The organism is Micromonospora sp. NPDC048894, assembly GCF_040649765.1.
GTDB classification, from domain to species: domain Bacteria; phylum Actinomycetota; class Actinomycetes; order Mycobacteriales; family Micromonosporaceae; genus Micromonospora; species Micromonospora antibiotica.
The window spans coordinates 340,436-362,433 of sequence record NZ_JBEZFY010000001.1; the positions used below are offsets into that span (position 1 = coordinate 340,436).

A 21,998-nucleotide genomic window follows, 5' to 3' on the forward strand; every position below is an offset into this window, starting at 1 on the left:
AAGACCTTCATCCGGCAGGTCACCCGTCCCGACGAGGAGACACGATGAGTACGGACCAGGCAACGACAGATCAGAGCCCGCCACCGAGCCTGGACCGGGCGCTACTGGGCAAGGTGATGCTCCTGGCCCTCGGAGGATTCGTCGGGCTGCTGGACAGCACCATCATCGGGGTGGCCGTACACAGCCTGTCGGCTGCGTTCTCCGCCACCCTGGCCCAGACGCAGTGGGCCTCCACGGCCTATCTGCTGGCGATGGCGGTCGTCATCCCCGCCACCGGGTGGGCGACACAGCGCTTCGGTTCGGCAGCGACCTGGGTCGCCTCGCTGAGCGTCTTCCTGGTCGGCTCCCTGGCCTGCGGGCTGGCCTGGTCGCTGGGCAGCCTCATCCTCTTCCGCGTGGTGCAGGGCCTGGGCGCGGGCATGCTGTTCCCGCTCATGCGCATCCTCGTGGTGGAGATCGCCGGACGGGAGCGGATGGGCCGCGCCATGGCCGTCATCGCCATTCCGGTGCAGATGGCACCCATTCTGGGGCCCGTGGTGGGCGGGGTCCTGATCGAGAGCCTGTCGTGGCGCTGGGCCTTCCTGGTCAACGTGCCGATCGTGCTGGTCGCCGTGATCCTGTCCGCTCGCCACCTGCCCAACCGCAAGGGGCAGGACGCGCCACGACTCGACGTCTTCGGCCTCGTCACGATGGGTCTGGGCATCGCCGGGTTGCTCTACGGGCTGAGCATGCTCGTCGACGGAACCCCACCCACCGCCGTGCGGGTCTGGGCACCGCTGCTGCTGAGCGTGGTCTCGCTGGCCTGGCACGGCATCCGGGCGAGCCGCGCCACGCGTACCGGAGTCGTCGAGTTCGACCTGTTCCGGGATCGCGCCTTCACCGCCTCGACGGCGATCACCCTGCTCAACAACGCGGCCCTGTTCGCCGTCGTCTTCCTCGTCCCGTTGCTCCTACAGGAGGGCGACGGCCGCGGTGCGGTCGACGCCGGCCTGGCGCTCGCTCCACAAGGCGCCGGGATGCTGGTCGCCGTGCTGGTCGTCGGCAAGATGGTGGACCTGAAACACAACTCCCGGGTGATGGTCCTCGGCGGGCTGGCGGTGGTCGCGGTGACCACCGTCCCCCTGGCCTTCGCCGAACCCGGATCGGCGCAGTGGCTGATCGTCGCCGCGCTGTTCGTCCGTGGTATCGGCCTGGCCTTCGTGGTGTCACCCACCATGCTGACGCTCTATCACTCCCTGAGCCAGGAGCGCGTCCCGGCCGCCACCACGGCGAACGCGATCATCCAGCAGATCGGGGGCGCGGTGGGCACCGCGGCAGTCGCCCTGCTGCTGCAACCGCTGACCCGGCAGCAGGGCAGTGAGCTCGGCGGCTTCCACGCCACCTTCTGGGTGGTCGTCGGGGTCGTGGTGCTGACCGCGGTGCCCGCGATGTTCCTCCCGGCACGGCGCAAGCCGGTCGTGAGCTGAGCCGGGCGGCCGGGTGGCGCAGCCGGTCACCGGTGTCCACGGACACCGGACCGGCTGCCCACCCGGTGCCGCGACGAGCAGGCCCGGCTGCGGAGCCGGACGGGCGTACGCGGTCCTCAGGCGTGCCAGGCGGACACCACCCGGGCGGCCTGGTCCCCGTTGAGCCGTGGATCGCAGAGGGTCGTGAACGGACCAGCCGGTTCGTTGCCGGCGACCGGCACGCACTCGGCGACGGTGTTGGGTGTCGTTTCCAGGTGGAGTCCCCCGGGTACGCCCTTCCCGGCGAGGACCGCCAGTTGAAAGCGTTCGACCTCGGCGACCACGTCGGCCACGGAGCGCGTCTTGCGACCGCTGGGGCTACGGATGGTGTTGCCGTGCATCGGATCGCAGAGCCAGATTGCCGGATGCCCCGCCCGGCGTACGGCTCGGACCAGCGGCGGCAGTGTGTCGGTCACCCGGCCCGCCCCGAGCCGCGCGATCAGCGTGAGCCGGCCCGGACGGCGCTGCGGGTCGAGCTTCGCGCACAGCTCGAGCAGTTCACCGGCGCTGATTCCCGGGCCGACCTTGCATGCCACCGGGTTGTCGACGGCCGCCATCACCTGGACGTGGGCCCCGTCATGACGCCGGGTGCGCTCACCGATCCAGGGCCAGTGCGTCGAGGCCAGCAACGAACTGCCGCCGGGGGCCCGCCGCAGCAGGGGAATCTCGTAGTCGAGCAGCAGCGCCTCGTGACTCGTCCACACCGGGTCGACACCCGCCTGCCCGGGGTGGCGGCCCAGCAACTCCAGATGCGCCAGCACGGCGCGAGACATCCGATATCCGTGGTACAAACGCACCGGGTCCGGGGAGCGGTCCGCCATGGTGTGCCCGGGGCGGTTCACCAGCGCCCCGCGGAAGGCGGGCAGGTCCACACCGTTCACCCGCTCGAACGGCTCGGAGCGGGGCTTGGCCAGTTGACCTGCCAGTCGTCCGACCCGCAGGACCGGTAGCCCGGAACCAGCCGTCATCAGGGCGGCGAGTTCGTCGATCAGACGGATCCGGTCGCGGACGTGCGTGGCCGTGGCCTCCCGGGGATCCTCGACGCAGTCACCGCACTGCAGGACGCGACGCCGGCCGTCGGCGACCTCGGCCAGCAGGCGACTCAGCTCCTCGACCTCAGGCGAGGTGACCAGCGGTGCGCTCCAGGCCAGGGTGGCGCGGGCCCACTCGAGCAGGTGGCGGTTGCGCCAGACCGGTTGCTGGTGCGGCGGTTCCTTGAATCCCCGCCACACGTCGCGCAATCCGTCCGGCACGCGGATCTCGTCGTCGGCGAGGACGTCGTACCGGAATGCCTTCTCGGTCACGGCAGACTCCTTTCAGTTGCTGAACGTCGTGCTGATCGCCGTCGTCGAGCGATCGATGACAGGACTCTTCGGGTGGGCGAGTGCGTAGTTCCGCACTTGGACGTGCGCGCTGGACGGTCTGCCCGGGTCGGGCCGGGATGTTCGCCGGCCGGCTGCGCTCCCGCCGGGCCGGCTGCGCCACCGCCGGGCCGGCTGCCTGGCAGGCGGTGGCGTCGGCGCCGGGGTCGCCCCGACGTCCCCACGCGCCAGCAGCGGCGGGGCGTGCTGCGGGTCAGGCGAAGGCCTCGAAGCCGAGAGGTTCCCGGGCGAGCAGCCCCGCCAGGTAGGTGGCCACCGCACTGCCCTCGGGATAGTTCCTCGTCAACCGGACCATCTGCCGGGTGCTGATGAAACCCATTCGCCAGGCGATCGCCTCCAGGCAGGCGACGGGCTCGTTGCGGTGCTGGAGCAACTGCACGACGTTCCCGGCGGCCAGGAGGCTGTCGTGCGTGCCGGTGTCCAACCAGACCGCTTCCGGTCCGAGACCGACGATTCTGGCCCGCCCCTCACCGAGGTAACGATTGTTGAGATCGGTTATCTCCAGTTCACCGCGGGCGGAGGGTGCGAGTGCCCGCGCGTGATCCACGACGTCGGGAGTGTAGAGATAGAGGCCGGTGACCGCCTGGTTCGATGACGGGGAAATCGGCTTCTCCGCCAGTCGGACCAGGCGCCCGTCGCGGTCCAGTTCGGCGATTCCGTACCGGGTGGGATCGGAGACGGGGTAGGTGAACAACGTGCAGCCCGACACCTGCTCGGCTTCTGCCCGAAGCAGCGGGCCCAGGTCGGTGCCGTGGAATATGTTGTCGCCCAGCACCAGGCAGACGTTCTCGTCGCCGATGAAGTCGGCGCCCAGGAGAAATGCCTCCGCCAAGCCGCCCGGCCTTTCCTGGACGGCGTACTCGATATTCAGTCCGAGTTCCGCTCCCGTCTCGAAGAGTTGTTGGTAGAGCGACAGGTGGTCAGGGGTGGAGATGATCAGGACGTCCCGGATGCCGGTAAGCATGAGAACGGACAGCGGGTAGTAGATCATGGGTTTGTCGTAGACCGGCAGCAGCTGTTTGGACAGGGCCTTGGTTGCGGGCCTCAGCCGCGTACCCGAGCCGCCGGCGAGAACGATACCGCGCATATTTCAACCTCTCCAGGAGAAGATGGTCGGTGGTGAATCGCCACCAGTTGTTTCCGCCGGCACCGACTCTGTCGGCACCATTCGACCGTTTCGGTGGGGCTGTTGCGCACCCGGTCACGTCGCGGGCCCACGTGATCGAGAGAAGTCGATCGATCTTGGCTCGACGTCCGCCGTGGCTCCGGTGGTCCCGACACCCGGTGCGCCCTCGCCCGGGTGCGTGGGACCAGTGCGGGTTCGGTCAGCGGCGATTGGTCGGCGTCACTGCCGGACAGCTGGGTCCCGGGTGGCTGTTGAACATCGACGTGCTCCGGGCAAGGTGATTTCGATCATGGCCCGAGTGGATTGCCTGATGCGGCGGAGTTCTTCGCCAACTGCACCGTACCGACTCTTCTCGGCGGTGTCCTCCAGCCGTTGACGACAGCTTGTCAAAGTTACGGCGACTCATGTAGACCAATTTGTGGCCCGTAGCGGCCGTGGCCCCGGGCGGACAATGGAACGAGGAAGAGGTGGCTCGATGTGCCCTCTGACCGTGAAGGACGATCGACGTCCTTTGGAGGCCCTGCTGGACCTGCTGGAACGGCACGAAGAGGCGCAGGTCGGGGCGGCGGCTGCGATCCGGTCGGTCCGGGCGAAGGTCGCGGCCCTGGCGACATGTGGATGGCCGGTCACGGCGGGCGCCACCGGTATAGAAGAGGTGGCGGGCTGGTCGCGGATGGAAGAGTTGCTCAAGAACGCTGCGGTTCACGCCGCCGGTGAGATGATGTGGATGGATCCGCCGGCACCGGCCCAGCAGATTGTCACCGACGCCGTGAATCGCCACCGTACGGGCATTGATGCCGGGCTGGTGATCCGAGTGATCCGACAGAATACCTCCGTCGGCGCCGCACGGATCGCGGGACCATTGCAGAAAATGGCTTCGGTCAGCGTGCAGGTGCGCAGCACACAGCTCGTTCCGTTCCGTTTCCTGGTCGTCGACGACGATCTTGCCCTGATCTGGCCGACCGGTCCGGGCAATAGGATTTCCGGCCACCTGCTCGTACGACAGGAAACTGTCGTCGCGCTGCTGCGACGCGTCTTCGAGTTCTGCTGGAGTACCACCACGGAAAGCCCCACCGCCATGACGCCGGGCGTCGCACCGGACGATCGGGACCCGATCGCCCGGTACACCTCCACCGACCTCGTCGACAGCCCGTTGCGCCTGACGGAGCAGCAACTGATGATCCTGCGGCTGTGGGCACGTGGCCGGCCTGACACCGCGATCGCCCGCGAGTTGCAACTGTCGGCCCGCACCCTGCGGCGGCTCGTCTCCGCGCTGCTGCGGAGGCTGGGCACCAGCAGCCGCTTCGAGGCCGGAGTGGTGGCCGGCCGTATCGAGGGCCTGTTGGACTTTCCGTCGTAACCGATCGTCGACGACAGCTCTGGGGAGAAGACATGGACAGAGGTACCACGCGCGCTGTGCTCGTCACCGGCGCCAGTCGCGGGATCGGCCGGACCATCGCCGTACGGCTCGCAACGGCGACGACCGTGGTCGCCGTCCACTACCGTCGCGACGACGCGATGGCTGCGGAGACGGTGGACCTGATACGTGACCGGGGTGGGACGGCGTTCGCCGTCCGTGCCGACTTCGCCCACGACTCGGGTCTGGACGTGCTCCTCGACGGACTGGCAGCGGGTCTCCGACACCACACCGGCGACACCGCGCTCGACGTGCTGGTCAACAACGCCGGGGTGGGCTGCCGGGCGGATGTCGCCAAACTCGTCCCGGAACAGCTCGACCGGGTGTTCGCGATCAACGTGTGTCTCCCGGTGTTCCTGGCGCAGCGGGCCCTTCCCCTGATGCGCGACGGGGGTCGGATCGTCAACATCTCCTCGCTGGCCACCCGGGTGGCGCACCCCGAGATCGTCGGTTATGCGATGAGCAAGGGGGCACTCGAGGTCTTCAGTCAGGCACTGGCCGAGCAGCTCGGTCCGCGCGGGATCACGGTGAACAGCGTCGCTCCCGGCCTCATCGACACGGAGTTTCACGGTGACCGCCTGCGGCAGCCGGGAACGGCGGCGGAGCTGGCGTCGAAGGCCGCGCTCGGCCGGATCGGTCAGGTGGACGACGTCGCCGACGTGGTCGCCTTTCTGGCGTCCGATGCCGCACGCTGGATCACCGGTCAGCGCATCGAGGTCGCCGGCGGGACCTCGCTCTGAACCGGGAGTCGCCAGGCAGTGGGCGCGGCACCCCGATCGTGCCGCTGTCGCCCGCGACATGGTGAGAATGTCCGCATCCGGCCACGACCGGCAATGGTCAGATGCGCGCCTGTACCGGTCGGCGGCGGTCTGGCAGCCTTACCCGTGAGCCGCCCACCGATCGCCCCCGGTCGCCGGCGGTTCGATGTCATCACGATTCTGGAATACCAGCGCGGCTGACCGTCGGCACTGTTGCCGCCTGCCCCGCGCACCGGCCGCCTGATGCGGTCCGCCGGGGTCGTACGCCCTGTACAGCCAACCGCGTCGAACCATGGTCGAGACCGTGCCCCGACCGGGTCGGCCGGAAGAGACCGAATGTGGTCGGTCGGTCCTCACTTCGGCGTTCACTGAGGAGATCCGTTGACTAGTGGTGCTGCGCGGCCAGGCGGTGGTCGCCTCGAATCGTTGACCGGCGCGCGATTCGTCGCCGCGTCGATGGTGTTCCTGTTTCACGTGGCGACACTGCGGCTGTTCGCCGATGGCACCGGTGTCTCCGGTGCGCTCACCTATGCGACCAAGAGCGCCGCCACCGTCGGCGTCTCCTTCTTCTTTCTCCTCAGCGGCTTTGTCCTCACCTGGTCCGCCCGGCCCGACGACACGTACCGTGGGTTCCTGCGGCGACGGCTGGTCAAGATCTATCCCAACCACGCGGTCACCTTCGGGCTGGCGATGCTCGTCTTCGCCGCCGCCTCCACACCGTGGTCCACCGCGCTGCTCAATCTGCTGCTGTTGCAGGCATGGGTGCCGAAGCCGGACGTCTTTCTCAGTGTGAACGGCCCCAGTTGGTCGCTGTCCTGCGAGTTGTTCTTCTATGCGATGTTCCCCCTGCTGCTGCCCCGGCTCGCCCGGATCAGGGCCGGGCAGTTGTGGGCGTGTGCGGCCGGCGTCGCCGGTACGGTGATCGCGTTGCCCGTGCTCGGGTCGCTGCTGCCGGCGTCACCGCGGTTCCCGGAGGGCTTCGCCGGCACCGTGCTGGCCGACCAGCCCGTCGACCAGATGTGGTTCCTCTACGCCTTTCCGCCGGTGCGGCTCCTGGACTTCGTACTCGGGATGCTGATGGCGAGGATCGTGCTGACCGGTCGGTGGGTGGGCCCGGGGCGGGGCGTCGCCTTCGCGCTGACCGTCGTCGGCTACCTGGTCGGCCTCATCGTCCCGATGACGTACACCGTCAATGCGGTCCTCATCGTGCCGTTGGCGCTGCTGGTGCCCGCACTGGCGGTGGGCGACGACCGCGAGGGCCGGTCGTGGCTGAGCAGCCCGGTCATGCGTCGGCTCGGGGAGGCGTCGTTCGCGTTCTACCTGGTGCACGAGATCGTCCTGGTCGTCATGCGGGCGGGCATCGGCTTCGACCGTGACCTCGGACGGGGTGCCGGCCTGCTCTTCGTCGCCCTCGCCTTCCTTCTCAGCCTCGGCCTGGCCGTTCTTCTCCACCGCCTCGTCGAGTCACCTGCGATGCGCCGGTGGGGCCGACCGCCGCAGGGCAAGCGGATCGAGACCGACGCCGCCGTCCGGGTCGAACCGTCGTAGCCGACGCGCCCGGCATGCCCGCTCATCCCCGTCAACGAAACGTGAGGAATCGTCATGCGCTTCTTGTTCGTCACGGGTGGGAGCCCGGCCACGGTCTTTCCGCTGACGCCGCTGGCCACCGCCGCGCGCAACGCCGGTCACGAGGTGATCGTCGCCTCGACTGAGGAGACGCTGCCCGCCATCGTCGGGGCCGGCCTGCCGGGCCTCTGCGTCTCACCGGTTCCCATCCGCCACCACATCACCACCGATCGCTCCGGCGCTGCGATCACGGAACCGACCGATCCGGAGGCTCACATGATCTACATCGGTCATGCCTTCGGCCGGTTGGCGGCGGCCTGCATCGACCCGCTGCTCGACTTCGCTGCGCAATGGCGACCGGACGTCGTGGTGGGCGGCATGCTCACCTTCGCGGCGCCGCTGCTCGCCAGCAGGTTGGGCGTACCCTACGTGCGGCACTCCTGGGACACCGGTGAACCACCTGTCGTGGATTCGGCCGCCGAACGGGAACTACGCCCGGAGCTGGAGCGCCTCGGCCTGGCCCGGCTTCCCGTTGCCGACCTCTGGATCGACATCTGCCCGCCGAGCCTGCGTCCGGCCGACGCCGGCCCGGCCCAGCCGATGCGGTTCGCACCGACGAACATGCAGCGCCCACTGGAGCCGTGGATGTACGTCCGGGGCGAGCAACGCCGCATCGTGGTGACAGCCGGTACGAAGGTCGCCCGCGGCAACTTCTTCGACTACCTGGTCGACCTCGTCGGCAAGGTGAAGACGGTCGGGGCCGAGGTCGTCGTGGCGACGCCGGCAGCGGTCAGCGACGAGCTGTCGCAACGGCTCGGTGTGCGGGCCGGCTGGTTGCCGCTCGACGTGGTGGCCCGCAACTGCGATGTGCTGGTGCACCACGGTGGCGGCGGCACGGCCCTGACCGGTATGGCGTGCGCCGTGCCGCAGCTGCTGATACCGAACATGCCCAAACTCCTGGCGCCGTCGCGTCGTCTCGCCGACTCCGGTGCGGCCGTCATGCTCCTGCCGGGCGAGGACACCGCCGAGGCGATCGCGGCCGGGGTCGACCAACTGCTCCACCAGCCGATCCACCGAGAACGTGCGGCGGTGTTGGCCCAGGAGATCATGACCATGCCGTCAGCGGCCGACGTCGTGGACGTGGTGGAGAAGTTGTGCTGAGGCACCCCGACACCGTCCCGCCGGCCCGGTCAAAGGCGACGGCGTCCCGTCCGTTCCGCCGTGGAATCGACCCACTCTGGAGGACCAGCCCTCATGTATGAGGATCAGTTCCGAGGTCAAGTCGCCATCGTCACGGGTGCGGCCGGCGGTATCGGGGAGGCTGTCGTCTCCGCCCTCTGCCGGGCCGGTGCCTCGGTGGCGGCCCTCGACGTCGACGGTGACCGCCTGTCGGCGCTCTTCGGTGCCCGCGACGACGTGCCCGGCACCGTCACGCAATTCACCGCCGACGTCCGCTACGCGGTCGAGGTCGAGGACACGGTGGCCGCAGTGGAGGAGCGACTGGGCCCCGTCGTCTTCCTGGTGAACTGTGCCGGGGTGCTGCGGGCGGCGACCGCGGTCGAGCTGACCGAGCGGGACTGGGACGACACCCTCGCGGTCAACGCCCGCGGTGTCTTCCTCATGTCGACGGCCGTCGCCAGGCGGATGACGCCGCGCCGACGGGGCAGCATCGTGACCGTGGCCTCGAACGCGGCCGGAGTACCCAGGGTGCGGATGTCCGCCTACGCCGCATCGAAGGCGGCGGCGACCGCCTACACCAAGACGCTCGGGCTCGAACTGGCCAGCAGCGGCATTCGCTGCAACGTGGTCGCCCCGGGCTCCACCGACACGGCGATGCTGCGGGGACTGTGGGGCGGTGGTGACGGCACGTCCGTGTCCGTCGCCGGTGTCCCGACCGAGTACCGCGTGGGCATCCCGCTCGGCCGCCTCACGACCGTCGCCGACGTCACCAACGCCGTGATGTTCCTGCTGTCCGACCAGGCGGCCAACGTCACGATGCACGACTTCTACGTCGACGGTGGCGCCGCCCTCGGGCGTTGACCCGTCCGGACCAGGGAGATGAACTTGGACACCACCACTACGCCGTACGCGATGCCGGACCCCTGCGAACTACCCGCCAACACGGCCGGCTGGCGGCCCGATCCGCGCCGAGCCGTGCTGCTGGTGCACGACATGCAGCGCTACTTCCTGAGGTCGTTGCCGGCTTCGGGTCAGCCCGGCGGGGCACTGATCGCGAACACCGCAGCGCTGCTGCGCCGTTGCCGACAGCTCGCGGTGCCTGTCGTCTACACCGCGCAGCCCGGGGACATGACGCAGGTCCAGCGCGGACTGCTGCGGGATTTCTGGGGCCCCGGCATGACCGCTACCGCACAGGACCGGCAGATCAGCGACGAACTGGCCCCGGGTGAGCGCGACACCGTGTTGACGAAGTGGCGCTACAGCGCCTTCCACCGCACCGCACTACTGGATCACCTCCGCGACGTCGGGCGGGACCAGCTGCTGGTGTGCGGGGTGTACGCGCACGTCGGATGCCTGATGACAGCGGTCGAGGCGTACTCCCACGACATCGAGACGTTTCTCGTCGGCGATGCGGTGGCCGACTTCTCGGCTGAACACCATCGGATGGCCCTGCGGTATGCGGCCGACCGGTGCGCCGTCGTGCTCTCCACCGAGGCCGTCCTCGCCGAGCTGGGCCAGCGGTCGGTGCCCGCAGAATCCGTCAACCCTATCGAGGGGGAGCTATGCCGTTCGACGATGGACGTTTCGCCCGGTTGATGGATCAGGTGCTGGGGGCGGAGCCGCCGGCGTTCGCCCTGTTGCATCGGCCGGAGGCCGTGGGTGGCCGGGTCGAGCTGCTCGTCGGTGACGTCGGGTGCGTGCGTACGCTGGCCGACCTGCCGTTGCCCCGGTTGACGGGGCCAGGACAGCCCCGGCACGACCTGTTGGCCATGGTGCCGTACCGGCAGCTCACCGAGACCGGGTTCGAGTGCCACGACGACGGTGCCCCGCTGGTCGCGATGACCATCCGTGAGCAGGCGGTCGGTTCGGTGGCGGCCACGTCGAGGTTGCTGCCCGACGGCGTGATAGACCTCGGCACCCCGCAGTTCGACATCGAGGACGACGAGTACGCGGAGATCGTGCGCCGGGTGCTCGTGAACGAGATCGGACACGGCACGGGTGCCAATTTCGTCATCAAACGCACACTCACCGCGCCGTTGCGCAGCTCGCCCGTCCAGACCGCGCTCACGGTGTTCAACCGGCTGCTGGCCGACGAGCGTGGCACGTACTGGACGTTCGTCATCCACACCGGCTCCCGCACGTTCGTCGGCGCGACACCGGAGCGACACCTCAGTCTCTTCGACGGCACCGCGATGATGAACCCGATCAGCGGGACCCTGCGTTACCGGCCCGGTGGACCGGCGCTGTCCGAGGTGCTCGACTTCCTGGCCGACCGCAAGGAGACCGGGGAGCTGTACATGGTCCTGGACGAGGAGTTGAAGACGATGGCCCGGGTCACCGACCGGGGCGGGCGGGTGGTGGGTCCCTTCCTGAAGGAGATGGGCAACCTGGCGCACACCGAGTACCTGATCGAGGGGTCGACGTCACTCGACGTGCGGGACGCTCTCCGCGAGACGATGTTCGCGCCGACCGTGACGGGCAGTCCGGTAGCGAACGCCTGCCGGGTGATCAGGCGTTACGAACCCGACGGGCGGGGCTACTACAGCGGCGTGGCGGCACTGTTCAGCCGGGACGTCAACGGCGGTCGCTCACTGGATTCGGCGATCCTGCTGCGTACCGTCGAGATCGTGGACAGCCGACTACGGATCACGGTCGGTGCGACGCTGGTGCGTGACTCCGACCCGAGGCTGGAAGTTCTCGAAACGCACGCCAAGGCGCAGGGTGTGTTGCGTGGACTCGGCGTGGCCCCCGGGCCCGACCGTACGGCGTCCGCCAGGTCGAGCCTCGCGGGTCACCCCGCGGTACAGGCGGCGTTGGCGGCGCGCAACACCGACCTGGCGCGTTTCTGGTTCGATGACCGGGACGGGCGCACCAGGGTGCCGCAGGTCGCGCAGCTCGTGGGGCGGCGGGCGGTGATCGTGGACGCGGAGGACTCGTTCACCGCCATGCTGGCCCATCAGTTGCGCGAGTTCGGGCTACAGGTGACCCTGTGCGGGGCCACGGAGCCGTTCCCCCGGGAAGAGGCCGACCTGGTCGTCATGGGGCCGGGCCCGGGCGACCCGAACAACCGCGACGACGTACGGATCGACCGTCTGCACACCCGCATCCGGGACCTGCTGCACGCCGGTACGCCGTTCCTGGCGGTCTGTCTCAGCCATCAGGTCCTCGGTTCGCTTCTCGGGCTCGACCTGGTGCGACGCAGACGACCCAACCAGGGCGTCCAGCGGGACATCGAGTTCTTCGGCCGGCGGGTCCGGGTCGGGTTCTACAACACCTTCGCCGTCCGCAGCGCCGACGACCATCTGTGGCCGGCCGGGGTGGGGCCGGTGGCGGTGAGCCGGGACCCGCGGACCGGTGAGGTGCACGGGTTCGTCGGTCCACACTTCCGGTCGGTGCAGTTCCATCCTGAGTCGGTGCTCAGCACGGACGGCACCTCCATATTGGCTGAGATGGCCACGTCCGTGCTGTCCGGATCCGTGCACGAACTGGCCGCCGTCGACACGTCACGTGGATGACACCGATTTCATCGCCGAGGGGCAAAGTGTCCACAATTCTCGTCGCCGGTGGCGGCATCAGCGGGCTCGCCGTGGCCCTCGGGCTGTCCCGCCAGGGCCGGCACCAGATAGAGGTCTTCGAGCGCAACGCCCAGTTCGCCGAGCTCGGAGCCGGAATTCAACTGGCCCCGAACGCCTTCCACGCACTCGACCTGCTCGGTGTGTGCGATCAGGTGCGGTCGCGGGCGGTCTACATCGACGAACTGGTCCTCAGAGACGGCCGGTCCGGGGAACGACTGGTGACTCTGCCGGTGGGGGCCGACTACCGGCGACGATTCGGTAATCCGTACGCCGTGGTCCATCGGGGTGATCTGTACGCGCCGCTGCTGGCCGCGTGCCGCGCCGAGGAACGGATCCGGCTCAGAGCCGACAGCCCCGTGGTCGGGTACCGCACCTCCGACGAGTCGGTCGTCTGCGAGCTGGCCTCCGGTGAACAGGTGGTGGGCGACGTCCTGATCGGTGCGGACGGGATCCGCTCCCGGGTGCGGCACCAGCTCGTCGGTGACGGTGAGCCCCGGGTCACCGGGCACACCATCTTCCGCTCCGTGGTCCCGACCAGCTCCGTCCCCGCTGAACTGCGGTGGAACGCGGTGTCCCTCTGGGCGGGCGAAGGTTGGCACCTGGTCTCCTACCCGATAGCGGGTGGGCGGGAGCTGAACATCGCCGCAGTTCGTGACGACGGAGCCACCCGGGCGGTCAGTGGTGAACCCGTCGACCAGCACCTCGTACCGGCCGCCTTCCCGGAGGCGGGAGGGCAGGCACGCCGGCTGCTGCACCTCGGCAGACGGTGGCGCAGGTGGGTGCTGTGCGACCGGCCGCCGGTGGCGCGGTGGGTGCAGGGGCGGGTCGTCCTGATCGGCGACGCCGCCCACCCGATGCTGCAGTACGCCGCCCAGGGCGCCGCGCTGGCGTTGGAGGACTCCGTCGTCCTCGCCCGGTCGCTGAGGTGCGACCCCGACGAGATCCCGGGCCGCCTCCTGCACTTCAACGAGGTACGCCGGGAGCGCACCTCCCGCGCGCAGGAGGCGGCGCGGTGGTTGGGCGATGAGCTGTACCACCCTGCCGGCGTCCGGGCGCGGACACGGGACGCGATGCTGAAGTCGATGACCGCCGACGATCTCATGGAGGCGGTGTCCTGGGTGCACGGTTTCCGGCTGGGCGCGCAGGAGGCGTCACCCGCACCGCCGTGACCGGCACCCGGCGGTCACCGCCACAGTGTCAGCCAGAGATCGGCTTGGAACCCGGACACTCGCGGGTCGAAGGTGACGGTGCGAATCTCGACCAGGGCGAGAGCGTCGTCGTCCGTACGTGTGCAGAGCCAGAGGCCGGACCGTGGTTCGACGACTCTGATCTTCCTGTCGGACGGGGCGGCTTCGTCGCACTCCTGCGCCGTCGAGGGTTCGTGCGGCACGGTGGCCATGCCCAGATAGAAGATCATCCGCAACGTGCCCTCGTCGCAGTAGTCGTAGAAGGCGAGGTCCCGGGCGTCGCTTGAGGTGCCCACCCCGGTGGGTCCCGTAGCGAGTGTCACGGCTGGACGGTCCGCGTCGACCGTCGACCGGGTCGCCGTGTTCTTCGTCCTCCAGTCGGAGGCGCACCGGCCGGCGACAGCCGTGAGGCGGCGCTTCTCGTACACCAGGGAGTAGTGCCTGGGCAGCTGATGCCTGACGATGACAGCTGCGAGCAGCAGCAGGAGTAGTAGTAGCGCGCGGACGGTGGGGGACTTCAGAAAACGGCGGACGCCCGACTCGGACGCGATTTTCAGATAGGACTCGACGACGTCGTCCATCGTCCTCGACCTGGCCAGTTGGTCGGCGATGTGTGGCCCGTCCCAGATCTGCAGATCGATGCCGTATGCGGATCGTGCCCATTCCTGGAGTTGGTGCTGTTTGGCGATCTCCATTCCCTGGGCCAGGAAGAAGATCACCCGTTGCACCGGTCGTCCGGTGGTGCATGCTCCTTTGACGTCACTCTTGACCTTCCGCGAAAGGTCGTTCTTCTGGATCGTGCAGCAGAAGGCGAGGTCCCCGTCGGAGGAGGAGGTCTCGCTCCAGTAACTCTCGCCGTCGCGCCCCTGGTCCCCGCCGGCGCTGACCGGGCCGGTGGAGATCCGAACATTCGGGGCGATGAACTCGCGGGTCAGGTGAAAGCAGATCTGCTCAAAATCGTGATGCCCGTTCCTCTCCCCGAGCAGGGCCAGAGCGAAGCGGATCTGCGCGGCCCGATGGACCCGGTTGACGGTCGTCAAGGCAGCCGCCGGGGCCGGCGCGTCAGCAGTCGGATGAGGTGCCGCACCACAGTGGTCATCGCTCGATCTGCCCTGTCTTCTCGGGCGGCCGGAGAGGCGCCCTGCCGGATCGCCTCAACTCCTCCACCGCGCAAGGGGGTGCTACGCGTAGCCCGTGATCGTACCAACGCGGCTGCCAGCAACGGGGCCTTCGCCTCGCGTGGGAGCGGACGTGCCGGGACGGGGTGGTGGACCGGGCCGGAGCCCGGCGGCGCTGTCAGCCGACGGCTCAGCCGGCGGCCGGCTCCCGGGTGTCGGCCGGTACGACCATGGGCGCTCCGGTGACCGGGTCGGGGACCACCTGGTTCGGCATCCCGAACACCTCGGCGACGAGCCCGGCACCGACGGTCGACGCCGGGTGCCCCTCGGCCACGATCCGGCCGTCACGCATCGCGACCAGGTGGGTGGCGTACCGGGCGGCGTGGTTGAGGTCGTGCAGCACGGCCACCACGGTGCGTCCCCGGGTGACCAGGCGGTGCAGCACGTTGAGCACGTCGATCTGGTGTGCCACGTCCAGGTAGGTGGTGGGCTCGTCGAGCAGGACGAGGGGTGTCTCCTGGGCGAGCACCATGGCGATCCAGGCCCGTTGGCGTTGCCCGCCGGAGAGTTCGTCGACCCGCCGATCGGCCAGCTCGGTGGTGCCGGTGGAGTCGAGCGCCGACTCGACGGCCTCCTCATCGGCGTGGGAGAAGCGGCGCAGCACCCGCTGGTGGGCGTAGCGGCCCCGCCCGACCAGCTCGCGGACGGTGATCCCCTCGGGCGCGGTCATGGTCTGCGGCAGCAGCGCCAGCCGGCGGGCGCGTTCCTTCGCCGGCAGGGTGACCAGGTCCGATCCGTCGAGCGTGACCCGACCCTCGGCGGGGCGGAGCAGCCCGGACAGCGCCCGCAGGAGCGTCGACTTGCCGCACGCGTTGGGCCCGATGAGCACGGTGAACGAGCCGTCGGGCACGGCGAACGACAGGTCGGCGCTGACGGTCCGCTGGTCGTACCGGAGGGTGACGTTCTCGGCCCGCAGCCGCGCGGTCAGCTGGTCGACCATCGGGTCCTCCTGATCTCGTGGACGAGCAGCCAGAGCAGGTACGCGCCGCCGAGGGTGACCGTGACGACCCCCACCGGCACGGTCAGCGGGATCACGTGTTGGGCGATCAGGTCGGCGCCGAGCAGCAGCAACGCCCCGACCCCGGCGGTGGCGGCGAGTGGCAGGCCCGGTGCCCGGACGAGACGACGGGCGATCTGCGGGGCGGCCAGGGCGACGAAGGAGATCGGGCCGGCGACGGTGGTGACGGCGCTGACCAGGGCGACCGCGATGACCACGAGGACTGCGCGGTTGCGGTCGACCGCGACTCCGCTGGCGGCGGCGACGTCGTCGCCCAGTTCCAGTTGGGCCAGGGCCGCCGCCCACAGTGGGGTGACGGCCAGCAGCACCAGGATGATCGCGGCGGCCGGCCAGACCACGTCGGCGGTGGCCGTGTTGAGCGAACCGGCGCCCCAGGCGGCGGCGAACAGCGCCGTCTCCAGGTCGGCGCGCAGCAGCAGCCAGGTGTTGGTGGCGGCGAGCATCGAGGAGACGCCCACCCCGACGACGATGAACCGGAACCCGGAGAGCCCGTCCCGGTAGGCGAGCAGGTAGATCGCCAGCGCCGCCAGCAGGCCACCGGCGAGTGAGCCGAGCATCAGCAGGTGCCAGCCGCCGCCGAGCAGCAGCAGGGCGGTCAGCATGCCGGTGAACGAGCCGTTCGCCAGGCCGATGATGTCCGGGCTGGCCAGCGGGTTGCGGGTGATGGTCTGGAAGATCGCCCCGGCGACGCCGAGCGCCGCGCCGAAGGCGACGGCCGCGGCGATGCGGGGCAGCCGCCACTCCAGCACGACGGTGCGGGTCAGCCCGCCGATCCGGCCGCCGAGCACGCCGAGCACCTCGTCGAGGCGGAGCGGGAAGTCGCCCAGCCAGAGGCCGACCACCGCCAGCGCCGCGACGACGAGCGCGGCGGCGGCGCAGACGGCGGCTTCGCGTACGCCGACGGTCACGTGCCGGTGGTCGGTGCCGAGCAGCAGCCGGCGACCCCCGGCGGTGCGGCGGACCGGCCGGTTCACAGCGCGGTCGCCCGTCGGCGTCGGGCCAGCGCGATCAGCACCGGAGCACCGACGAACGCGGTGACGATGCCGACCGGCATCTCACTGGGCAGCACGGCGATCCGGCCGAGCACGTCGGCCAGCAGCACCAGCATCCCGCCGGCCAGCAGCGACCCGGCGAGGATGCGGCGCTGGTCGGTGCCGACGCCCCAACGCACCAGGTGCGGCACCACGAGCCCGACGAACGAGATGGGGCCGGCGATGGCGCTGGCCCCACCGGCGAGCAGGGTCACCGCACCGAGCACGAGCAGCCGGGTCCGGACCAGGCTGACGCCCTGGGCGGCGGCCAGGTCGGGGCCGAGCGCGAGCGCGTTGAGGCTGCGGGCCGCGACCAGCGCGGCGAGCAGCCCGGCCACGATCAGCGGGAGCACCGGCAGCAGCACTGCGGTGTCACGTTCGAGCAGGCTGCCGGCGTTCCAGCCGCGCATCCGGTCGAAGGTGTCGGGGTGGGTGAGGGTGATCCCGGTGGTCAGGCCGGCGAGCACGGCACCGGTCGCCACCCCGGTCACCAGCAGCCGGGTGGGGGTGGCCCGCAGGTCGGCGGCACCGCCGACGGCGTACACGGCGGTGGCGACCAGGAGCGCGCCGAGCAGGGCGAGCCACATGTAGCCGGCCGGCGAGGTGATCCCGAAGAAGGCGATGCCGGCGGCGACGAACGCGGCGGCACCGGCGTTGACGCCGAGGATTCCCGGTTCGGCGAGCGCGTTGCGGGTGAACGCCTGCATCAGCGCGCCCGCGACCCCGAGGCCGGCTCCGACGAGTAGCCCGGCGAGGGTGCGCGGGAGGCGCTGCCCCCAGACGACGTACTGCGCGGTGTCGCTGCCCGCGCCCCGCAGCGCCGCCCAGACGTCCGCCGGGGGCACCGGGTTCGCGCCCACGAAGACCGACAACACCACCGACCCGACGAGTACGACGACCGCCCCGACCAGCCACCGCCGGGTGGTACGCCGACGCGCGGCACGGCCGGTGGTCGGCCGTACCGCGCGGGCGGGTGTGGTGGCGGTCAACTCGACGCGGTGAGGATGCGTTCGAGGTCGTCGAGGACGGCCTGCCCACCGACCGTGCCGACCCCGGTGATCCAGAAGGACTGGTCGACGAGGTGCAGGCGGGGGAAGGTGGCGGCGTTGGCGGTGACCGAGGCGGGGATGGTGCTGCGGTCGTTGACGTCGACGGTGGTGACGAAGACGTGGTCGGCCTTGGCCTCCAGCACCCGTTCCGGGGAGACGTCGACCGAGATGGAGTTCTCCCAGTCGCGCTCGGGGGTCTTGAAGCCGACGCACTCCAGTGCGCTGCCCGCGAACGAGGTGGGGCCGTAGAGGGTGAGGACGCCGTCGCGGGGGCGGATGAGCTGCGCGCTCTTGCCGGCGGTACCGAACTTCCTGGCGATGTCCGCGCACCGCTGCCGGAAGTCGGTGAGCAGCTTGTCGGCGGAGTCCGCGCCGCCGAGCGTGGTGGCGGTGAACTTCACGTTGTCCTGCCACGGGTCGGCCTGGGACGCCATGAACACGGTCGGGGCGACGTCGGTGAGCTGCTGGTAGAGGGCGGAGTGCCGGGATTCGGTGCCGATGATCAGGTCGGGCTTGAGGGCCGCGATCTTCTGCACGTTGGGTTCCTGGACGGTGCCGACGGTGGTGATGCCGGCGGCCTTGTCGCCGAGGTACTTGGGCACGCCGGCGGCCTCGTTGAGTACGGCCGCGCCGACCGGGGTGAGCTGCAACGCGATGGCGGTGTCGAGCTGGACCGGTTCGAGGACGACGACCCGGGTCGGCTTGTTCGGCACGGCGGTCTTGCCACGCGCGTGCTCGACGGTCCTGGTGTCGCCGACGCTGCCCGCCGGCTCGGAGTCGTCGGAGCCGCAGGCGGCCACGGCGAGCACCGCCGCCGAGGCGACGGTGAGGGCGAGGAGGCGTCGGCAGAGTGTTCGAGGGGTCGGCGTACGCATGGTGCGAGGTTCCCGTCTGGCTACTTACAGTGATTGTCCACTAACATTTTTAGGTTAGCATTACCTAATCATCCACCTCGTCGCGGGCCGGGCGGTCATGCCAATATCCCTGTGTGTGGACCTGCTGTGGATCGACGCGCACCTCGGTGAAGAGCCTGCGCACCTGCGCAATCCTGCTACTCTCCGTAGCTGTCCAGGCGTAGAACTGCGCCCCCGACGATGCCGCCGCCGGCCCGTACTCGGCCAACCAGTCGCCCACCATGGCGGTCAGGACCGTCCCGCCCGGTGCCCCGCGACGCAACCGGACCTCGACCGCGTGGCCGGCGGTCACCTCGTCGAGGGTGGCGGCGTCCGCCGCGACGCCGGCCTCCAGCAGGACCGTCGCCCGCACCCCCGGGCCGAGACCGGACAGGATGCCGCGCACCGCCGGGTACGCCGTCTCGTCCGCGGCGATCAGCACCCGGGTCGCCGGCCCCGGCTCCCACTGCACGCCGTAACCGGGTTGGCCGGCCCCCACGTGCGGGCCCGACAGGAGCAGCCGGTCGCCCGGCCGGGCCGTCGCCGCCCAGCCGCTCGCCGGGCCGTGCGGCTGGTGCAGGTAGAAGTCCAGGTCCAGCTCGCCCGTCGCCGGCCGGGTCCGGTACGCGGTGTAGCTGCGCAGCCTCGGGCGCACCTCGCCGGGAACGGACCGCCACTCACGTCGCCACGTCTGCTCGGGCAGCCCCGCCCGCAGCGCGGTCGGATAGCCACCGTCGACCGGCAGCATGATCTTGATGCGCTGGTCGAGCTGGTACGGCGCCATCTCCCGCAACCGCTCGTCGCCGAGCGTCACCCGGACGAACCCGGGCGACAGTCGCCGGGTCGCCGTCACGGTCGTCGCGAACAGGACGTTGGGCGAGTTGCCGAATGCTGACATGCCGGCAGAGGCTAGCGTGCCCCGTCCGGGCAGCTCACCGCCCCGGACCCGGCGGGTGATCAGGGCCCACCCGGCTCGTGCCCGGGTCACCCCCGGCTGGGGCGTTCCCCGGATCCGGCCACCGGACCAGGAAGAATGCGCAGAACATTGACGGTGACCATGGCGATGATCCAATCTGACGCCGGTCCGGGTCAGGAAGTCCGGGCTTTCCATTGCGTCGGCGAAGGAGCTCGCATGCCACACATCACGTTAAATACCAACGAACCCGGAATCCGTGGCCTGTTCCGCTTCCGGCCGGAGACGGCGTTGCCACTGAACGGGCTGGTCGAGGCGCTGCTGTGTGCACCGGGCACGTTGACCCGGGGCGAAAGGGAACTCATCGCAGCCTATGTGTCCGGCCTCAACGAGTGCCGCTACTGCTACTCCGCCCACGCGGCGTACGCGGCGGCGCAACTCCCCGAGGGCATGCCCCTGGTCCAGCAGGTGCACGACGACGTCGACAGCGCCCCGGTGTCGGCCAAGATGCGCGCGCTGCTCGACGTGGCCGGCGCGGTGCAACGCGGTGGTCGGGAGGTCACCGGAGACCTGGTGGCCGCCGCCCGGGCCGAGGGCGCCACCGACGTGGAGATCCACGACACCGTGCTGATCGCCGCCGCGTTCTGCATGTTCAACCGCTACGTCGACGGGTTGGCCACCGTCCTGCCGGACGACCCGGACTTCTACACCGACCGCGCGCAGCGGATCGCCGCCCACGGCTACCTCGGGGTACTGCAACAGGAGGTCATCCACGAGTGACCGGCCCGGCGGGCACCGGCAGGTCGGCGGGCGTCGGCGCGGCACGCCGTCACCGGGCCTGCCGGAGCGCGTCGGCGAGCGCGGCGGCCGTCGTCGCGGCCACCCGGGGTTGGTCGACGAGCATCTCGTCGATCACGTCGGCCAGCCTCGCCGGAACAGCCCCGTCCCGCTGCCGGACGGGCACCGGCCGGGTCCGCAGGACCACCGCGACCGGGTCGGCCCCGGCGGGGAAATCCCGGGGCGTCGTCCCCGTCAGCATCCAGTACAGACAGGCGGTGACCGCCCACAGGTCCACCTCCGGGCGGGCGTACCGGTAGTCGATGAGTTGGGCGCGGGGCTGGAAGGCCAGGCTGCCGCCGATCGCACCGGTCCCGGTGTGCCCGGACAGGCCCGCCTTCTCGAACGCCTTCGCCAGCCCGAAGTCGGCGACCTTGGTGACGACCTCACCTCCGGCCCCGGTGGTGAGCAGCAGATTGTGCGGGGTGACGTCCCGGTGCACCAGGCCGTGGGCGGTCTGGGTCCGGCCGTCGGCCAGCACGACCGCAAGCTCCGCCCGGTGGGCGTAGGCCAGTGCGTCCAACGCGTCGAGCGTGATGGGCAGCGCCTCGTCGACCGGGAGCCGGCCACCACGCCGGGCCACGAACTCGGCGACACTGCCGCCCGGGCAGTATTCGCAGGTGAAGAAGAAGGCGGCATCGGCCGCGCCGCTGCTGTGCAGGGCGACGACGTTGCGGTGCCGCAGCCCCCGGACACACGCGATCTCGCGGCGGAAGGCGTCCCGCGCGGCGGGGTCCACCGCCCGGTCGGCGAGCAGCGTCTTCAGGGCCACGAGCCGGCCGGACGGCTCGTGGCGGGCCAGGTAGACGACGCTGTGGCCGCCCCGGCCGATCTCCCGCAGCACCCGGTGGTCGGTGAAGTCGTCGAGGCCGGGGGCCCCGACCGCCGCAGCCGTCACCAGCGCCGGCAGGGCCCGTCCCCGCTCCGGACCGGGGGGCCCGGTGTCCGGGGTGGTCGGTGTGGCCCCGGTGGGGGTGGCCCCGGTGTCCTCCGGTCCGGCGGCGGCTTCCCGAGTCCCGTCGTCGGGCAGGGTGACGCGTAACGTCGCGCGCCCGACCCGTACCTCGTCACCGGCCGACAGGTGCTGCCCGCCGTCGACCGGGCGGCCGTTGAGGTGGGTGCCGTGCCGACTGCCGAGGTCGCGTATCCGCACGTGGGGAGGGTCGACGTCGAGTTGGCAGTGCCGGCGGGAGACCAGCCGCTGCCCGTCGTCGACCCGGATCCCGCAGTCGGCGGCCCGCCCCACCACGACCGTCGTGCGACGGTGGAAGACGTACGTGTCGACGGTGGACCCGGCCTGCACGGTCACCGTGACGGGCGGGGGGACCGGCACCGCCCCGGCGGGTCGCCCGGCCCCGGGGTCGTCGGTGCCCACGCCCGGCCG

At 70.5% G+C, this 21,998-nt stretch carries 19 protein-coding genes; 10 read left to right on the forward strand and 9 right to left on the reverse strand.

Translation table 11 applies throughout. The features are described from left to right. Positions 1 to 44: 44 nt before the first annotated feature. Positions 45 to 1,466, forward strand: a complete 1,422-nt coding sequence (locus AB0C22_RS01635; RefSeq protein ID WP_219465650.1) for an MDR family MFS transporter — start codon at positions 45 to 47, stop codon at positions 1,464 to 1,466. 116 nt (positions 1,467 to 1,582) lie between these two features. On the opposite strand, the gene AB0C22_RS01640 is transcribed toward AB0C22_RS01635, so the two are convergent. Continuing rightward, entirely contained in the window at positions 1,583 to 2,809 is a 1,227-nt protein-coding gene (locus AB0C22_RS01640) for a 3-deoxy-7-phosphoheptulonate synthase (RefSeq protein ID WP_219465652.1), read from the reverse strand. 271 nt (positions 2,810 to 3,080) lie between these two features. Continuing rightward, complete coding sequence (gene rfbA / locus AB0C22_RS01645; protein WP_219465654.1) at positions 3,081 to 3,974, reverse strand: glucose-1-phosphate thymidylyltransferase RfbA; 894 nt, start codon at positions 3,972 to 3,974, stop codon at positions 3,081 to 3,083. Positions 3,975 to 4,503: 529 nt separating this feature from the next. Between rfbA and AB0C22_RS01650 the strand changes: the two genes are divergently transcribed. From AB0C22_RS01650 to AB0C22_RS01685, 8 genes are all read left to right on the forward strand, one after another. Then, complete coding sequence (locus AB0C22_RS01650; RefSeq protein WP_219465656.1) at positions 4,504 to 5,373, forward strand: helix-turn-helix transcriptional regulator; 870 nt, start codon at positions 4,504 to 4,506, stop codon at positions 5,371 to 5,373. Positions 5,374 to 5,405: 32 nt separating this feature from the next. Continuing rightward, on the forward strand, positions 5,406 to 6,170 hold the full coding sequence (locus AB0C22_RS01655; protein ID WP_219465658.1) for an SDR family oxidoreductase: 765 nt from the start codon (positions 5,406 to 5,408) through the stop codon (positions 6,168 to 6,170). Between the two features lie 444 nt (positions 6,171 to 6,614). Next, positions 6,615 to 7,736 carry an acyltransferase gene (locus tag AB0C22_RS01660; protein WP_357532887.1) on the forward strand — a complete coding sequence of 374 codons (1,122 nt, stop codon included), beginning with the start codon at positions 6,615 to 6,617 and terminating at the stop codon, positions 7,734 to 7,736. A gap of 54 nt (positions 7,737 to 7,790) precedes the next feature. Next, positions 7,791 to 8,915 (forward strand): glycosyltransferase, encoded by a 1,125-nt coding sequence (locus AB0C22_RS01665; protein ID WP_219465660.1) that lies wholly within the window; start codon positions 7,791 to 7,793, stop codon positions 8,913 to 8,915. Positions 8,916 to 9,008: 93 nt separating this feature from the next. After that, entirely contained in the window at positions 9,009 to 9,794 is a 786-nt protein-coding gene (locus tag AB0C22_RS01670; protein WP_357532889.1) for a 2,3-dihydro-2,3-dihydroxybenzoate dehydrogenase, read from the forward strand. 24 nt (positions 9,795 to 9,818) lie between these two features. Continuing rightward, entirely contained in the window at positions 9,819 to 10,529 is a 711-nt protein-coding gene (locus tag AB0C22_RS01675) for an isochorismatase family protein (protein ID WP_357532891.1), read from the forward strand. Further along, on the forward strand, positions 10,496 to 12,448 hold the full coding sequence (locus tag AB0C22_RS01680; protein WP_357532893.1) for a chorismate-binding protein: 1,953 nt from the start codon (positions 10,496 to 10,498) through the stop codon (positions 12,446 to 12,448). Before AB0C22_RS01675 ends, AB0C22_RS01680 begins: the two co-directional genes overlap by 34 nt. Positions 12,449 to 12,474: 26 nt before the next feature. Next, positions 12,475 to 13,677, forward strand: coding sequence for an FAD-dependent monooxygenase (locus AB0C22_RS01685; protein WP_357532895.1), 1,203 nt, complete (start codon positions 12,475 to 12,477; stop codon positions 13,675 to 13,677). Positions 13,678 to 13,691: 14 nt separating this feature from the next. On the opposite strand, the gene AB0C22_RS01690 is transcribed toward AB0C22_RS01685, so the two are convergent. The 6 genes from AB0C22_RS01690 to AB0C22_RS01715 all read right to left on the reverse strand — a co-directional run bounded on the left by AB0C22_RS01690 (position 13,692) and on the right by AB0C22_RS01715 (position 19,762). Beyond that, entirely contained in the window at positions 13,692 to 14,735 is a 1,044-nt protein-coding gene (locus AB0C22_RS01690; protein ID WP_357532897.1) for a hypothetical protein, read from the reverse strand. A gap of 268 nt (positions 14,736 to 15,003) precedes the next feature. Further along, entirely contained in the window at positions 15,004 to 15,801 is a 798-nt protein-coding gene (locus AB0C22_RS01695; RefSeq protein ID WP_219470567.1) for an ABC transporter ATP-binding protein, read from the reverse strand. Further along, positions 15,798 to 16,865, reverse strand: coding sequence for an iron chelate uptake ABC transporter family permease subunit (locus AB0C22_RS01700; protein ID WP_219465671.1), 1,068 nt, complete (start codon positions 16,863 to 16,865; stop codon positions 15,798 to 15,800). The genes AB0C22_RS01695 and AB0C22_RS01700 overlap by 4 nt, the downstream gene beginning before the upstream one ends. Further along, positions 16,862 to 17,911, reverse strand: coding sequence for an iron chelate uptake ABC transporter family permease subunit (locus AB0C22_RS01705; protein ID WP_255597821.1), 1,050 nt, complete (start codon positions 17,909 to 17,911; stop codon positions 16,862 to 16,864). The genes AB0C22_RS01700 and AB0C22_RS01705 overlap by 4 nt, the downstream gene beginning before the upstream one ends. Then, the gene (locus tag AB0C22_RS01710) at positions 17,908 to 18,846 is read right to left on the reverse strand and encodes an iron-siderophore ABC transporter substrate-binding protein (protein ID WP_357532900.1); all 939 of its coding nucleotides are present in this window, start codon (positions 18,844 to 18,846) and stop codon (positions 17,908 to 17,910) included. The genes AB0C22_RS01705 and AB0C22_RS01710 overlap by 4 nt, the downstream gene beginning before the upstream one ends. A 64-nt stretch (positions 18,847 to 18,910) precedes the next feature. Continuing rightward, the gene (locus AB0C22_RS01715; protein ID WP_357532902.1) at positions 18,911 to 19,762 is read right to left on the reverse strand and encodes a siderophore-interacting protein; all 852 of its coding nucleotides are present in this window, start codon (positions 19,760 to 19,762) and stop codon (positions 18,911 to 18,913) included. A gap of 234 nt (positions 19,763 to 19,996) precedes the next feature. On the opposite strand from AB0C22_RS01715, the gene AB0C22_RS01720 reads away from it, so the two are divergent. Continuing rightward, entirely contained in the window at positions 19,997 to 20,557 is a 561-nt protein-coding gene (locus AB0C22_RS01720) for a carboxymuconolactone decarboxylase family protein (RefSeq protein ID WP_219465685.1), read from the forward strand. A 49-nt stretch (positions 20,558 to 20,606) separates the two neighbouring features. On the opposite strand, the gene AB0C22_RS01725 is transcribed toward AB0C22_RS01720, so the two are convergent. Beyond that, the gene (locus AB0C22_RS01725; protein ID WP_357532905.1) at positions 20,607 to 21,989 is read right to left on the reverse strand and encodes an FHA domain-containing serine/threonine-protein kinase; all 1,383 of its coding nucleotides are present in this window, start codon (positions 21,987 to 21,989) and stop codon (positions 20,607 to 20,609) included. Positions 21,990 to 21,998 lie beyond the last annotated feature (9 nt).

Excerpts from the sequence above, each read along its gene's own strand:
- AB0C22_RS01635 (WP_219465650.1), top strand. The coding sequence starts at position 45 with ATGAGTACGGACCAGGCAACGACAGATCAGAGCCCGCCACCGAGCCTG.
- rfbA (WP_219465654.1), bottom strand. The coding sequence starts at position 3,974 with ATGCGCGGTATCGTTCTCGCCGGCGGCTCGGGTACGCGGCTGAGGCCC.
- AB0C22_RS01655 (WP_219465658.1), top strand. The coding sequence starts at position 5,406 with ATGGACAGAGGTACCACGCGCGCTGTGCTCGTCACCGGCGCCAGTCGC.
- AB0C22_RS01665 (WP_219465660.1), top strand. The coding sequence starts at position 7,791 with ATGCGCTTCTTGTTCGTCACGGGTGGGAGCCCGGCCACGGTCTTTCCG.
- AB0C22_RS01670 (WP_357532889.1), top strand. The coding sequence starts at position 9,009 with ATGTATGAGGATCAGTTCCGAGGTCAAGTCGCCATCGTCACGGGTGCG.
- AB0C22_RS01680 (WP_357532893.1), top strand. The coding sequence starts at position 10,496 with ATGCCGTTCGACGATGGACGTTTCGCCCGGTTGATGGATCAGGTGCTG.
- AB0C22_RS01710 (WP_357532900.1), bottom strand. The coding sequence starts at position 18,846 with ATGCGTACGCCGACCCCTCGAACACTCTGCCGACGCCTCCTCGCCCTC.
- AB0C22_RS01715 (WP_357532902.1), bottom strand. The coding sequence starts at position 19,762 with ATGTCAGCATTCGGCAACTCGCCCAACGTCCTGTTCGCGACGACCGTG.
- AB0C22_RS01720 (WP_219465685.1), top strand. The coding sequence starts at position 19,997 with ATGCCACACATCACGTTAAATACCAACGAACCCGGAATCCGTGGCCTG.